The organism is Ensifer sp. BR816, assembly GCF_000378985.1.
Taxonomy (GTDB): domain Bacteria; phylum Pseudomonadota; class Alphaproteobacteria; order Rhizobiales; family Rhizobiaceae; genus Sinorhizobium.
In genome coordinates this window covers 1,775,927-1,790,436 of sequence record NZ_KB905370.1, presented here as the reverse complement: position 1 = coordinate 1,790,436, position 14,510 = coordinate 1,775,927, and the positions used below count along the sequence as shown (strand labels likewise).

13 protein-coding genes are annotated in these 14,510 nt (G+C 64.0%); all 13 read right to left on the bottom strand.

Annotation, left to right across the window (positions count from 1 at the left end; genetic code table 11):
- Nucleotides 1–42 precede the first annotated feature (42 nt).
- Nucleotides 43–882, bottom strand: a complete 840-nt coding sequence (gene trpA, locus RHIBR816_RS0108545) for a tryptophan synthase subunit alpha (protein WP_018236116.1) — start codon at nt 880–882, stop codon at nt 43–45.
- Nucleotides 883–887: 5 nt separating this feature from the next.
- Complete coding sequence (gene trpB, locus RHIBR816_RS0108540) at nt 888–2,108, bottom strand: tryptophan synthase subunit beta (RefSeq protein ID WP_018236115.1); 1,221 nt, start codon at nt 2,106–2,108, stop codon at nt 888–890.
- Nucleotides 2,105–2,779, bottom strand: a complete 675-nt coding sequence (locus RHIBR816_RS0108535) for a phosphoribosylanthranilate isomerase (RefSeq protein WP_026186775.1) — start codon at nt 2,777–2,779, stop codon at nt 2,105–2,107. Before RHIBR816_RS0108535 ends, trpB begins: the two co-directional genes overlap by 4 nt.
- A 171-nt stretch (nt 2,780–2,950) precedes the next feature.
- Complete coding sequence (locus RHIBR816_RS0108530; protein WP_018236113.1) at nt 2,951–3,706, bottom strand: M48 family metallopeptidase; 756 nt, start codon at nt 3,704–3,706, stop codon at nt 2,951–2,953.
- A gap of 93 nt (nt 3,707–3,799) precedes the next feature.
- Nucleotides 3,800–4,219, bottom strand: coding sequence for a DUF2852 domain-containing protein (locus RHIBR816_RS0108525; protein WP_018236112.1), 420 nt, complete (start codon nt 4,217–4,219; stop codon nt 3,800–3,802).
- A gap of 180 nt (nt 4,220–4,399) precedes the next feature.
- A complete protein-coding gene (gene phaZ / locus RHIBR816_RS0108520; RefSeq protein ID WP_018236110.1) occupies nt 4,400–5,674 on the bottom strand; it encodes a polyhydroxyalkanoate depolymerase in 1,275 nt (424 codons plus the stop codon).
- 226 nt (nt 5,675–5,900) lie between these two features.
- Entirely contained in the window at nt 5,901–6,737 is an 837-nt protein-coding gene (locus tag RHIBR816_RS0108515; RefSeq protein ID WP_018236109.1) for an amidohydrolase, read from the bottom strand.
- A complete protein-coding gene (locus RHIBR816_RS0108510) occupies nt 6,734–7,756 on the bottom strand; it encodes a zinc-binding alcohol dehydrogenase family protein (RefSeq protein WP_018236108.1) in 1,023 nt (340 codons plus the stop codon). Before RHIBR816_RS0108510 ends, RHIBR816_RS0108515 begins: the two co-directional genes overlap by 4 nt.
- 43 nt (nt 7,757–7,799) lie before the next feature.
- Nucleotides 7,800–8,777 (bottom strand): ABC transporter permease, encoded by a 978-nt coding sequence (locus tag RHIBR816_RS0108505; RefSeq protein ID WP_018236107.1) that lies wholly within the window; start codon nt 8,775–8,777, stop codon nt 7,800–7,802.
- 37 nt (nt 8,778–8,814) lie between these two features.
- Complete coding sequence (locus RHIBR816_RS0108500; protein ID WP_018236106.1) at nt 8,815–10,356, bottom strand: sugar ABC transporter ATP-binding protein; 1,542 nt, start codon at nt 10,354–10,356, stop codon at nt 8,815–8,817.
- Nucleotides 10,357–10,422: 66 nt separating this feature from the next.
- Nucleotides 10,423–11,412 (bottom strand): ABC transporter substrate-binding protein, encoded by a 990-nt coding sequence (locus tag RHIBR816_RS0108495; RefSeq protein ID WP_018236105.1) that lies wholly within the window; start codon nt 11,410–11,412, stop codon nt 10,423–10,425.
- Between the two features lie 206 nt (nt 11,413–11,618).
- Complete coding sequence (locus RHIBR816_RS0108490; protein ID WP_018236104.1) at nt 11,619–12,638, bottom strand: aldo/keto reductase; 1,020 nt, start codon at nt 12,636–12,638, stop codon at nt 11,619–11,621.
- A 76-nt stretch (nt 12,639–12,714) separates the two neighbouring features.
- Nucleotides 12,715–14,220 (bottom strand): UxaA family hydrolase, encoded by a 1,506-nt coding sequence (locus RHIBR816_RS0108485; RefSeq protein ID WP_018236103.1) that lies wholly within the window; start codon nt 14,218–14,220, stop codon nt 12,715–12,717.
- Nucleotides 14,221–14,510 lie beyond the last annotated feature (290 nt).

Sequence of the window (14,510 nt, the reverse complement as noted above, 5' to 3'; positions counted from 1 at the left end):
TCCTGAAGATGTCCTTCGGCTTCTGCGCGCCAATATGGGCGATTATTCGGCCGCCGCAAGGCGTGACGCCCGCACCCCGGCCGAGAGCCCGCGAACCAGCGCCTCAACACCGGGAACGGTCGCCTCGGTGACGCGGCCCTCTTCGGTCAGGCTCGAGGCGATCTGATTGACGATCGCCGTTCCCACCACGACCCCGTCGGCCGAGGCGCCGATCACCCGCGCATGTTCGGCGGTCTTGACGCCGAAGCCGACGCAGACCGGCAGCTTCGTATGCGACTTGATCCGCGCCACCGCGCCCGCGATCAGCGAAGGATCGGGCAGCGCCGAACCCGTGATGCCGGTCATAGAGACGTAATAGACGAAACCGGAGGTATTTTCGAGCACCTTGGGCAGGCGGCGGTCGTCCGTTGTCGGGGTCGCCAACCGAATGAAGCTGATGCCCTTGTCGAGCGCCGGAATACAGAGCTCATCATCCATTTCCGGGGGCAGGTCGACGACGATCAGCCCGTCAACGCCGGCCTGAACCGCGTCATCGAGGAAGCGCTCGACGCCATAGATATAGATCGGGTTGTAGTAGCCCATCAGCACGATCGGGGTCCGCTGATCCTGTTCCCGGAAGCGCCTCGCAAGATCGAGCGTCTTGGCCAGCGTCTGGCCGGCTTTGAGCGCGCGCTGGCCGGCGAGCTGGATCGCCGGGCCGTCGGCCATCGGATCGGAAAAGGGCACGCCAAGCTCGATCACGTCGGCGCCCGCCTGCGGCAGCGACCGCATGATTGCCAGCGACGTGTCGAAATCCGGATCGCCGCCCATGAAATAGGTTACAAGGACCGGGCGACCTTCCGCCGCGACGTCGGCGAATCTCTGCTCAATGCGTGCGGTCATACGCGTTACTGCCCCATTCCCAGAATTTTGCCGACGGTGAAGATATCCTTGTCGCCGCGACCGGAGAGATTCATCAGGATGATCTCGTCCTTGCCCATCTTCGGCGCCCGCTTGATGACCTCGGCCAGCGCATGCGACGGCTCGAGCGCCGGGATGATGCCTTCGAGCCGCGTCAGCGTCTGGAAGGCTTCGAGCGCCTCATGGTCCATGATCGGCACATATTCGACCCGGCCGATATCGTTGAGCCAGGCATGCTCGGGGCCGATACCCGGATAATCGAGACCCGCCGAAATGGAGTGGCCTTCCTTGATCTGGCCGTCGCCGTCCTGAAGCAGGTAGGTGCGGTTGCCGTGCAGGACGCCCGGCGAGCCGGCGGTGATCGACGCACAATGCTCGTCGCCTTCGAGCCCCTTGCCGCCCGCTTCGACGCCGACGATCCGGACGCCGTCGTCGTCGAGGAAGGGATGGAAGATGCCGATCGCGTTCGAGCCGCCGCCGACCGCCGCGACGACGAGGTCGGGCAAGCGACCTTCGGCGGCAAGTATCTGTTCCTTGGCTTCCTGGCCGATGACCGCCTGGAAGTCCCGGACCATCTCCGGATAGGGATGCGGGCCGGCGGCCGTGCCGATCAGGTAATAGGTGTTGTCGACATTCGTCACCCAGTCGCGCAGCGCCTCGTTCATGGCGTCCTTGAGCGTGCCGCTGCCGGCGGTCACCGGCTTCACCTCGGCGCCGAGAAGCTTCATGCGGAAGACGTTCGGCGCCTGGCGCTCGACGTCAGTGGCGCCCATATAGACGACGCAGGGGAGACCGAAACGGGCCGCGACGGTTGCCGAAGCAACGCCGTGCTGGCCGGCTCCGGTCTCGGCGATGATCCGGGTCTTGCCCATGCGCTTGGCGAGCAGGATCTGGCCGATGCAATTGTTGATCTTGTGCGAGCCGGTGTGGTTCAGCTCCTCGCGCTTGAAATAGATCTTCGCGCCGCCGAGTTCGGCGGTCAGCCGCTCGGCGAAGTAGAGCGGGCTCGGCCGGCCGATATAGTGGGCGCCGAGGTGTTCGAGTTCCGCCTTGAAGGCCGGATCGCTCTTCGCCTTGTTCCATTCGTCCTGGAGATCGAGGATCAACGGCATCAGCGTCTCGGCGACGAAACGGCCGCCAAAAATCCCGAAACGGCCGTCCTCGTCCGGTCCAGCCCTGAAGGAATTCGGTTTAAGCGGCTGATTCACGTCTTGCTCCCTGATCGTGGCCGTACGGCTTCGGCGCAGCGCACCGCATCGAAAAACGCATCCATGAGCTTCAAATCCTTGACACCCGGCGCGCTCTCGACCCCGGAGGATGTATCGACGGCGCGCGCGCCGGTCAGCGCAAGAGCCTCGCCGATATTTTCTGCATTCAGTCCACCGGAAAGCATGTAATCGACGCTTCCGTCAAGCGCGTCGAGCAGTCTCCAGTCGAAAGACACGCCATTGCCGCCGGGCAGTTCGGATCCGGCCGGCGGTTTGGCATCGAACAGGAAACGATCCACGATGCCGAGATAGGGATCGATCCTGCCGAGATCGGAAGCCTCGCGGATCGACAGCGCCTTCATGACCGGAAGACCGTAGATCGCCTTGACCGTCAGCACCCGCTCCGGATCCTCGGCGCCATGAAGCTGCAGGATGTCCGGCTTGAGCGCGGAAACGATCTCGTCGAGATCGTCATTGTCGGCGTCGACAGTGACGGCGACAATCTTCGCCCGGCCGCGAATGCGCTCGGCAAGGCGACCGGCGTCGTCGGGCTCGATATTGCGCGGGCTCTTCGGGAAGAAAATGAATCCCGTGTGCGAAGCGCCAAGTGCCACGGCATGCTCCACGGCCTCCGTGGTCTTCAGTCCACAAATCTTCACGTCCATTTTCATGGAAAGCGACCTTGCACGAAACGCCGCGCGAGTCGAGCAAAACCGTGGCCATGCTTCGGCAATCAAAAGGATGGGCTTGCTACGAGAGGTTTTGCGGCTCGGTTCACGAGTTTACCACATTCGGCACGGCCGTGCTGTTCGCCGTCAGTACCCTGAGCGTCCGTGCGGGCGTCAGCCGAAGTCGATCGCGTGCAGCATCGTGCCGTTGCGCTTCAGCCAGCGCCTGGCATCGTTGGTATCCGGGCAAAGCCTTTCACACAGCGCCCAGAAGTCGGGACCGTGGTTCATCTCCTCGAGATGGGCGACCTCATGGGCGGCGAGATAGGCAATCACCTTCGGCGGCGCCATGGCGATCCGCCAGGAAAAGCTCAGGTCTCCCTCGGCGGAGCAGGAACCCCAGCGGCTGCGAGTGTCCTTGAGGCTCAGCGAGCGCACCCGGCGGTCGATCCGACCGGCATAGACGGCGACGAGACGCTCCAGTTCGAAGCGTGCCTCCTTCTTCAGGAAATCGGCAATCCGCCGCCGCAGATGCTCTTCCGCGCCGCCGACCCGCAACACTGCCTCGTCATCGACGACTGCGGTCTCGGTGAGGCCGCGAATCCGGCCGGTTCTCTCGATGCGATGGGCGACGCCTCGGAAGAAGATCATCCCGCCGTGCTCGATCTCGCTGTCACCGGAGAAGCGAGCGAGCTTGGTCATCAGCCAGCCCTGATGCCGGCTGAGAAATGCGCTGACCTCGCGCTCCGGCAGGCCTTCCGGAACGGTGAGCTTCAGGGCCCGCCCGCCGGGCTCGATGCGCAATGTCATCCGCGTCGCGCGTGCGTTCTTCCGAATGGTCAGGGGAAGAAGCTTGCCGGCCACTTCGATGTCGCGCGTGACATCGAAGTGCGTTTCACTGCCACGGCGTCGCTTGAAAGAAGGAAACATCAGGCCTTTCTAGCCGATTCGCGGACCTCTGGCAGCCGCCTCAAGACATGTCCGGCGTTTCATGTGAAACGCCGGACATCGGGTTCCACCGGATCAGTTCGTCTCGGATGCCGGACCGGGGCTGCCGTTCCTGCGCTCGCGCATGAAGCGGTCGAATTCCTCCTGGTCCTTGGCGCGCCGGAGCTCGCGGACATAGGCGTCGAATTCCTCGCGCATTTCGTCGAGCTTGCGGCGCTCCTCGTCGAGGCGGGCAAGCTCTGCTTCGCGCCAATCGTCGAAGGCGACATTGCCGGTCCGATGGTGGGCCCAATGGGCGCGATGGTTCCGGCGGAAGCCGGCGCACATGCGGTCCACGCTGTCGTTGGCGTCCTTCTTGAAGGTCCTCAGCTTGTCGCCGAAGAGGATGTAAGCGAGCATCGCCAGGCCGAGCGGCCAGAACACAATGAAACCAAGCACCATCAATGCAATGGTCGCAGGCGTCCAGTCCGGACGGATCAATGCAGATTGGTTCATCTTCAGTATTCCTTGCAGTCAGCGGACCGCCCGTTGCGGCCCGATGAAAACGATGTGGGAAAGGCAGGAGATGACTGCAAGATGCGCCGAATGGGAATCGGACAAACCCTTGACTCTGCGGCAGCAAATCGCTGCCGCAGGAGGCCTCGGGCCAGCGACCGAAAGGTTGGCTAAGTGGAGTTAAGCCGTCTTGCCGCCCTTGATGATCTGCTTCACCGGCCTCGAATGGCGCGAATGCTGGCGCTGGAAGGCGACGATGCGGGGGGCGATCTCGCCGCGGAAGCGAGAACCGTTGAAGACGCCGTAGTGGCCGACATCCGGCTGCATGTAATGCTGGCGCATGTGGTCGGGGATGTTGGTGCAGATCGTCTGCGCCGCCTGGGTTTGGCCGACGCCGGAAATGTCGTCGTTTTCGCCCTCGACGGTCAGCAGCGCCGTTCTGCGGATAGCCGTCGGATCGACGCGCTTGCCGCGATGCATCATCTCGCCCTTCGGCAAAGCATGCTGCATGAACACCACCTGCACCGTCTGCAGGTAGAATTCCGCCGTCAGGTCCATCACCGCGAGGTATTCGTCGTAGAAGTCGCGGTGCTTGTCGGCGGCATCGCCGTCATTCTTGACGAGATGGGCGAAGAACTCCTTATGGGCGACCAGGTGCCGGTCGAGATTCATCGACATGAAGCCCGAAAGCTGCAGGAAGCCCGGATAGACCATGCGCATGAAGCCAGGCTGCGGCCACGGCACCGGCATAATGACATTGTCGCGGAACCATTCGACCGGCCGCTGCTCGGCCAGCTGGTTGACGCCGGTCGGGTTGATGCGCGTGTCGATCGGGCCGCCCATCAGCGTCATCGACGCCGGCGACAGCGGGTCGTTCTCCGCTTCCATCAGGGCGACCGCGGCGAGAACCGGCACCGCCGGCTGGCAGACGCCGATCACATGGGTATCGGGCCCGAGGTGATGCAGGATCTGGATGACGTAGTCGATGTAGTCATCGAGATCGAAGGTGCCTTCGCTGAGCGGCACCATGCGGGCATCCATCCAGTCCGTGATGTAGATTTCGGAATGGGGCAGCAGCGCCTCGACGGTGCCGCGCAAGAGCGTTGCATAGTGGCCGGACATCGGCGCGACGAGCAGCACCTTCGGATCCGGCGCCCGTCCCTTGGGAAGCGACCGCTCGAAGTGGATGAGGTTGCAGAAGGGCGCCCGCCAGACGATTTTCTCGCGGACCGGCACCGTCTGGCCATCGACGACCGTTTCGGGCAGCCCGAATTCCGGCTTGCCGTAACGGCGCGTGGCGCGCTCGAAGACTTCCAGCCCCGCGGCCGCGGCGCGGCCGAAATAGGTGTGCGAAACCGGATTCATCGGATTCTTGAAGGCCAGCCGCATGGCGTCCGCCGCCGTGCGCCACGGTGCCATCATGGCATGGTTCATTTCGTAGAGCTGGTAGAACATGGGACGCGTACCCCTTGTTTCAATCGATCTCGGCGCCGCTCCCAGGTCCGACGCAAGCCTTGCGCGTGTTCGTCTTGGTGTCCGCAATCGGCCCCAGACTACCACTTTTCTTGTGCAGTGCAACAAAAAGACCCCCGTCGTTTTGGGGACATTTGCACACGGGAATCATATTACTAATGTATTGAGATAACATTGCGCGGACCTGTCGCGCTATGACGTTCGTACCTCAGGTCGTGGAAATTCCGTAAAAACGGGCGGCCGTCCCCAAGAAAATCGCCTGCCGCTCCGTTTCCGAACGATCGGCGGTCAGGGCTCTCCCGGCTGCAAACCACTCGGAGTAGTCGGCATCGAGAAGCACAACCGGCCAATCGCTGCCGAACATCACGCGATCGGCACCGAAGGCGTCAATGAGATGGGCCGCGTAGGGCCGCAATCGCTGGACCGACCAGTCTCCACCGGCCTCCGTCACGAGGCCCGACAGCTTGACATGGACATTGGCGCGGCGGGCGAGCGCCGTCATGTCCGCTGCCCAAGGCTCCAGCCGGCCTTCGGCAATGAACGGCTTGGCGCCGTGATCGACGACGATCGGGAGGTCCGGCAGGCGATCGGCAAGCGCCGCGATCACCGGCAGGTGACGCGGCTGGATGAGCGCGTCGAAACGGAGATCCAGTTGCGGCAGCAACTCAAGCGTGGCGATCGCTTCCGGCCGCAGGATCCAGGCGGTCTCGTCAATGCCTTGCAGCATCGGCCGAATGCCCTTGAACTTCGGATGCGATTTCAGTCGCCGAAGTTCGCTACCGGCGTTCGCAGCGAGGATATCGACCCAGCCGACCACCGCCGCGACCGTCTCTTCCTGCGCGGCGATGTCGAGCAGGAATTCGGTTTCCGTGACATTCGGGGCCGCCTGGACGAGGACGGTGCGGCTGATCCCTGCCGAGTCGAGATGGGGCTTGAGATCGTCGGGACCGAAGTCGCGGAAGATCGGCTTCAGATCGGGTCCCGGCCAGTCGTTATGGCCAAGACCTAGGGTCCAGTAGTGCTGGTGGGCATCGATGAGGCTCATGCGGCACCGACGGCGACGACCGCCTTTACCAGACCCGCCTTGTCGTGTGCCCAGCGCGGCAGGTCGTGCACGGCCTGGTCCAGGGTCGTCCTGTGGGTGACGAGCTTATCCACCGGAACGAGGCCTTTGCCGATCGACGCGATGACATGGTCGAAATCCTCCCGCGTCGCATTGCGACTCGCCACCAGCGTCATCTCGCGCTTGTGGAATTCCGGGTCGGAGAAGCGGATGTCGTTCTTGACCACGCTGACGAAGACGAGCGTCCCGCCGTGGGCGACATGGGCAAAGGACCGTTCCATCGAAGCGGCATTGCCGGTGGCGTCGAAGACGACGTCGAAACCGTCGCCGCCCGTCGCCCGCACCACGGCCTCTTGCAGCCCCTCATCGGCGAGAAGACCGGCGGAGAAGCCGAGCTCGTGAGTCGCGAAGGCCAGCCGCTCGGCGCTGGTATCGAGAAGCGTTACGTCGTGTTCGGCAATCCGGGAAAATATCGCCGTTCCGAGACCGATCGGACCGGCGCCGATCACCAATGACCGGGCACCGGGTGCCGCCGCGGCGCGCCGCACAGCATGGGCGCCGATCGCCAGGAATTCCACCGTCGCGGCGGCTTCGGGAGAAAGGCCGTTCGCCGGATAGAGGTTCACAACCGGCATGAGGATTTCTTCGCAGAAGGCTCCATCGGTATGGACTCCGAGAACCCGGATCGCCGTGCAGCAATTCGGTTTCCCCCGCCGGCAGGCTATGCAGTGTCCGCAGGCGATATAGGGATTGACCACAACCAGCGTTCCGGGCGCGAGATTCGAGCCCGGGCCGGCCTCGATCACCCGGGCCGAAACCTCGTGGCCCATGACGCGCGGATATTCGAGGAAGGGATGCTTGCCCTCGAAGATATGGTAGTCGGTGCCGCAGATGCCGACACGGCTGACGGCAAGGCGGGCCCAACCCTCAGGCGGCGCCGCCGGCCGGGGGCGATCGGTGATTTCCAGGTGACCGGGTTCCGAACAGACGACAGCCTTCATGGTGCGTTCCGTAGCTTGATCCTGAATGACAGCCGCGCGCGGCTCAACGCGATCCCCGGCGCCGCAGCTGGTCGAAATAGACGATCACGATGATCAGCAGACCGGTGATGATGCGTTGCCAGAAGGAGTTGACGTTCAAGAGGTTGGCGCCGTTGTTGATGGTCGCCAGGATGAAGGCGCCGAGAAGCGGGCCGTGCACCGAGCCGACGGCGCCGAAAAGGCTGGTGCCGCCGATGACCGACGAAGCGATCGCCTGCAATTCCCACCCTTCCGCCTGCGTGGCGTTGCCGATGCCGATGCGCGAGGCGAGCAGCAGGCCGACAAAGGCGGCGCAGGTCGAGGAGAGAATATAGGCGAGATAGATCGTCCGGTTGACGTTGACGCCGGAAAGGCGCGCCGCCTCGCTGTTGGAGCCGACGGCGAAAAGATAGCGGCCGAAGCGGCTCAGATGCAGGAAGACATAGGCCGGAACGGCGACCACGATCACCATCCAGAACAGGCTTGGCACGCCGAGGAAATCGGCGCGCGAGAAATTGGTGAAGGCCTCGTTGGTGATCGAGATCGTCGAGCCGTTGGTGATCAGGAGGCCGATGCCGCGCAGCGACGTCAGCGTCGCAAGCGTGATGATGAAGGGCGGCAGGCCCATGCGGACGATGCCGAAGGCGTGAAAGGCGCCGATCAGCACGCCGATCAAGAGCGTCGCGATCAGTGCCAGCCAGAGCGGCACGCCGGCGGCCAACAACCAGGCGACAATGACGCTGGTGAAGCCGACGACGGCGCCAACCGAGAGGTCGATGCCGGCGGTGATGATCACGAAGGTCTGGCCGACCGCCAGGATCGCCGTCATCGCCCCCTGGCGCAGGAGGTTGCTGATATTGTTGGGCGTCCAGAAGGCGCTCGTCGCCAGGCCAAGGAGCAGCCAGAGGACGACCAGCAGCCCGAGAAGCGTCAGCCCGAACAGGATGCTGACCCCTCGCTTCGGCGTCGGTCCTGTGCTGCTTTCTACCGTTTCGACACTCATTCTGCCCTCCCTGCAGTCCTTCTAACTCTAGAAACGATCACGCGTTGATCGCCTGCGCCAGGACGTCCTCGTGGCTGGCGGCACGGTAATCGTGGCTGGCGACCAGCCGTCCCTGGCGGAACACGTGCAGGCGGTCGGCAAGCTCGTAGACCTCCGGCAGATAGGAGGAGATCAGGATGATCCCTGCCCCCTTTTCCAGCAGTCGCGCAAAAAGCCTGTAGATTTCCGCCTTGGTGCCGACGTCGACGCCGACGGTCGGCTCGTCGAAGATGAACAGTTTCGCGCCGTGGCTCAGCCATTTGCCGATGACGATCTTCTGCTGGTTGCCGCCGGACATGGCGGAGGCGAGAACGCGGCGCGACGGCGTCTTGATCTGCAGATCGCGGATCTGCCGATCGGCATTGGCGGCCTCCTCGGCGCGGTTGATCGTCAGCCCGCGCGTCAACTTGCGAAAGACCGGCAGGTTGATGTTGAGGCCGATCGGCAGGTTGAGGCAGAGGCCCTGGTCGCGGCGGCTTTCCGGCGCAAGCGCGATGCCGAGCTCCATCGCCCTGCGCTCGTTGCCGATCTCGACCTTGCGGCCCTGCCAATACACTTCTCCGCCGGTGAGCGGATGACGGCCGTAGAGGCCGAGCGCGAATTCGCTGCGGCCCGCGCCGATCAGGCCGTAGAGCCCGACGATCTCGCCGGCCCGGACGGAAAGCGAAATGTCGCTGAAACCGGGGCCGGAAAGCCCCCGCGTCTCGACGATCGTCTCGCCGAGGGCGAACTGCTCCTTGTGGTAGATCTGCTCGATCGTGCGGTTGATCATCAGCGCGATCAGTTCGGCTTCGTTGGTCTCGGAAATATAGCGTGTACCGACATGGGTGCCGTCGCGCAGCACCGAGACGCGGTCGGCAAGCTCGAAGACCTCTTCGAGCCGATGGCTGATATAGACGATGGTGACGCCCTCGCCCTGCAGCCGGCGAATGAGGCGGAAGAGCTGGGCGGATTCCTGCCGGGTCAGATAGGCGGTCGGCTCGTCGAAGATCAGGAAGCGGGTGCCGCGCATCGCCGCGCGTGCGGTCGCGACCAGCTGCTGCTGGCCGATCGTCAGGCTGCCAAGGGTGGCATTGGCCGGCAGGTTGAAGCCGAGATCGTCGAGGACGCCCTGGGCCGCATCGGTCATGGCGCGCTTGCGCATCAGGCCCTTGCTGTTCATCTCGTCGCCGAGAAACATGTTGGCCGCCACGCTCAGATGCGGGCAGAGCACCACCTCCTGGTGGACGGCATTGATGCCGCGGGCGATCGCCTCGGTGGGGGTGGCAAGCTGGACCGGCTCGCCCTGCCAGGACACCTCGCCGGCGGTCCGCGGGATGACGCCGGTCAGGAGCTTGATCAGCGTCGACTTGCCCGCGCCGTTTTCACCGACGATCGCGTGGATCTCGCCGGAGAGGAAGGTGATGGTCGCAGGCTTCAGCGCCTGGACGGCGCCATAGTTCTTCTGCAGCCCGCGCAGCTCCAGGATCGGTTTGCCCTTCGCAACCGCCGCCTCGAGCTCGTCCTCATGTCGCTGGCTGACCTCTTGAAGCCCTGTCATGCTACCCTCCTCACGTTTCGGTCCGCGACGGCCGGCTCCTCCGCCGGCCGTCGCGCCAAAGACAGGTCAGTTGACCTTCGGGTTCAGCAGCGCGTCGATCTTCGGCTCGGCCATGTTGGCCTTGGTGACCAGGTTCGCGCCGGTGTCGACATTGGCCTCGACCTTTTCGCCCTTCGAGACGGCAAGCGCCGTCTTCACGCCATCATAACCCATGCGATAGGGGTCCTGCACGACGAGACCGGCAAGCACGCCTTCCTTGAGAAAACCGACGGTCTTTTCGTCGCTGTCGAAGCCGATGACCTTGATCTTGTCGCCGAGCTTGTTCTCGGCGATCGCCTGACCGGCGCCCTGCGCCATGATCAGGTTCGAGGCGAAGACGCCGACGAGGTTCGGGTTGGCGGTGATCAGGTCGGTCATGATGTTGAGCCCGGTCGTCGCCTGGCCATCGGCAAATTTATCGGCAACAACCTTCAGACCCGGATACTTGGTCTTGACCTGGTCGAGGAAGCCTTCGCGGCGCTGGTCGAGCGAACCGACGCCCGGCAGGCTGGTGATGATGGCGACCTCGCCCTCTTCCTTGCCGGTCGCTTCCTTGATCGCCGCGGCAAGACCATCGGCGGCGATGCGGCCGCCCTGGACGTTGTCGGTCGTCAGGAACGACGAGAAGGCCTTGGAATCGGCCCCGGAGTCGATGCCGATGACCGGTACCGCCTTGGCGGCCTCGTCGATCGGCTTGCCAAGCGCCTTGAACTCGGTCGGGGCGATGACGACTGCGGCCGGCGCGCCGGCGACGGCATTCTCGAGGATGCTGATCTGGCCGTTGATGTCGGATTCGGACTGCGCACCGAGTTCCGGCACGTTGACGCCGAGGTCCTTGCCGGCGGCCCGCGCGCCAGCCAGAACGATCTGCCAATAGAAGGACGTCGTGTCCTTCACGATGATCGGGATCGTGACGTCCTGGGCGAAGGAAGGCACCGGCGCCATGGCCGCGAAGAAGGCTGCGCCGGCAAGCGCGTTAAAGGCACGGCGGGAAAGAGTGCGTTTGGCAATGCTCATCAGGTTTCTCCTCTCAATTCACACCTTGTTCCGTTATCGAGAGCGATCCGCCAGGTGCTTGCGGATCGTCTTTTATCAATAAAAAACATTTTGGCACGCTAATTCAGGCAAATCGAATTGGCAAGCCCTCTTGGTCGCTTCCCTCCATTGCGTTCTCCAAGCGCAGAAAGGATGGTCCCGCCGCCCGTTGGCGGCTGGCCTCGATGTCAGACCCTCACAGCCTCCGCCCCGAGCTCCGGTGCTACCAGCGTGTAGGGCTGGAAAGCGGAAAAATCCTCCGCCGTCATATTCCGTTGAGCCAGCTCCATATTCCGCTCCAGGCTCGAAGGCTTGGCGGTGCCGAGCAGGACCGAGGCGACCTGGGGATTGGCGAGCGGGAACTGCAGCGCCGCTGCGGCGAGCGGCAGGCCCCGCCCGCTGGCAATCCGCTCCATGGCGGCGACCTTCTCCCGGACCTCCTCCGTCGCCGGCATGTAGTCGAAATGCGCGCCCTCCACCGGACCGGTGGCGAGGATGCCGGAATTGAAGACGCCCCCGACCACGAGCGAGGTTCCTTTGCTCTCGCAGAGCGGAACGAGTTCGGCGACTGCCGATCGATCGAGAAGCGTGTAGCGGCCGGCAAGCAGGATGCAGTCGATATCCGCATGGCGCATCACGTCAAGGCAGACGGGCACCTCGTTGACGCCGAGGCCGTAGGCCGAAATGGCGCCGCTCGATTTCAGCTCCTCCAGCGCCTTGAGCCCCGAATCCAGCAATTGCCGCAGATAGACGGCGTTCCTGGCCGCGCCATGGGTATAGCCGCCGATATCGTGGACATAGAGAATATCGATGCGGTTGAGGCCGAGGCGGGCATAGCTCATCTCTACCGACCGCATGATCGCGTCATAGCCATAGTCATAGGCAACGTCGAAATTCAGCGCCTTGACGTAGGAATAATCCGGGACCTTGTCCTCCGGCACCGGATGCAGCAGACGGCCGACCTTGGTCGAAAGCACGTAGCTGTCGCGCGGCTTGTCGCGCAGGAAATCGCCGACCCGACGCTCTGCAAGTCCGAGCCCGTAATACGGCGCCGTGTCGAAATAGCGGATGCCGGCGTCCCAGGCGGCATCGAGCGTCGCCATCGCCGCCTCGCGCGTGCATTCGCGATAGAGGCCGCCGAGCCCTGCGGTGCCGAAGCTGTACTCGGTGACCGCCAAGCCGGTTCGGCCGATCTTTCTCGTCTGCATTCCTTGTCTCCTCCCTCCAAGGATGCGCGTTTCTCACATGCGGCGCATTTCGCCCTCACCCACCCTCTTCCGCCCCCTAAAGCGTCGCCCCCAGATGCCAGGGGACGAACTCATTGTCGCCGTAACCGAAAAGTTCACTCTTGGTCTTGCGGCCCGAGGCCGTGTCGATGATCAGATCGAAGATCTCGCGGCCCAATCCGGCGATCGTCGCCTCGCCGGTGGCGATCACCCCGCAATCGATATCCATGTCCTCTTCCATGGCCCGATAGAGCGCCGTGTTGCTGGTCAGCTTGATCGACGGCGCCGGCCGACAGCCGAAGCAGCTGCCGCGGCCGGTCGTAAAGGCGATGACATTGGCACCGCCGGCGACCTGGCCGGTCGCCGAGACCGGGTCGTAGCCGGGCGTGTCCATGAAGACGAGGCCGTGCTCGGTCACGCGTTCCGCATAGTTGTAGACAGCCGTCAACGGCGAACGTCCGCCCTTGGCAACGGCGCCGAGCGACTTTTCCAGGATGGTGGTCAGACCGCCGCGCTTGTTGCCCGGCGAAGGATTGTTGTCGAGCGAGGCGCCGTGCATCTCGACGTAGTTTTCCCACCAGGAGATCAGCCCGTCGAGTTTCACCGCCACCGCCTCGTTGACGGCGCGGCTGCGCAGAAGATGCTCTGCACCATAGATCTCCGAGGTCTCGGAGAGGATTGCGGTGCCGCCGGCGCCGGCGAGGATATCGACCGCGGCGCCGAGCGCCGGGTTCGCGGTGACGCCGGAAAGGCCGTCCGAGCCGCCGCATTGCAGCCCGACGATGATCTCGCTCACCAGTATCGGCACGCGGCGGGCCGTCGCCACCTCCTGCGCAATTTCCTCAAGAACGCCAAGAGCGCGCTCGACCGAGCGGCGCGAACCGCCGGCCTCCTGGATATTGAAATGCCGCTTTTCCGCGCCGGAGCCGCTCTGGCCATAGAGTGTCAGCTGGTTGACCTCGCAGCCGAGCCCGACCATCAGCACGCCGCCGAAATTGGCGTGGCGGGCATAGCCGGCAAGCGTCCGGTGCAGGTTCTTCATGCCGTCGCCGGTGGACGACATGCCGCAGCCCTGGTCGTGCACGATCGGCACGAAGCCGTCGATGCCCTCGTAGCGGGGCAGGATGCGCCGGTTGGCCTCTTCGGCAATGGCGCGACAGACCGTGGTGGAACAGTTCACGCTGGCGACGATGCCGATATAGTTGCGGGTCGCCGCACGGCCGTCGGCCCGCCGGTAGCCGAGGAAGGTGCGCGCCTTGTCGGCCGCGCTCGCCGCCTCCGGCGGAACCGGCGCACCAATGGCGAGCCTGTCCTGGTCGAAGGCTAGATTGTGGGAATGGACGTGTTCACCGGCGGCGATGTCGCGCGTGGCACGGCCGATCGCCTGGGCATATTTGATGACCGGCTCGCCCGCCGGGATGGCCCGTATCGCCGTCTTGTGACCGGCTTCGATTCGCGCCGTTGCGTTTTGCCCGCCGGGCAGCGTCTCGCCGGGCTCGATCGCCATCGTGGCGACGGCGACATTATCCTCCGGCGAAAGAAGGATCGAAGAGGGTGCGGACAATCTCTGGATCTCCCGGAACGGTTCTCGCGGGATCGGTCCCGCGCCTCTTTGCGTTTGTCTTTTATCTACAATAGACAGAACTTCGTCAATGGGTATTATGGTCAACGGGTATGTTGCTGTCGCGGAAAAGAGTGTGCCGATGCTCCCACCCGATGACGGCATTGCAAAGGCAGGAAGAGAGGCCTCTCGACGGAATCTCACATGGCCCCCGAGACAAACCGGCGCCGCCGGGTTAGATGACCGCACGACCGCTGATCTTCGGCGTCCCCAAAACCCTCATCGGCCGGACT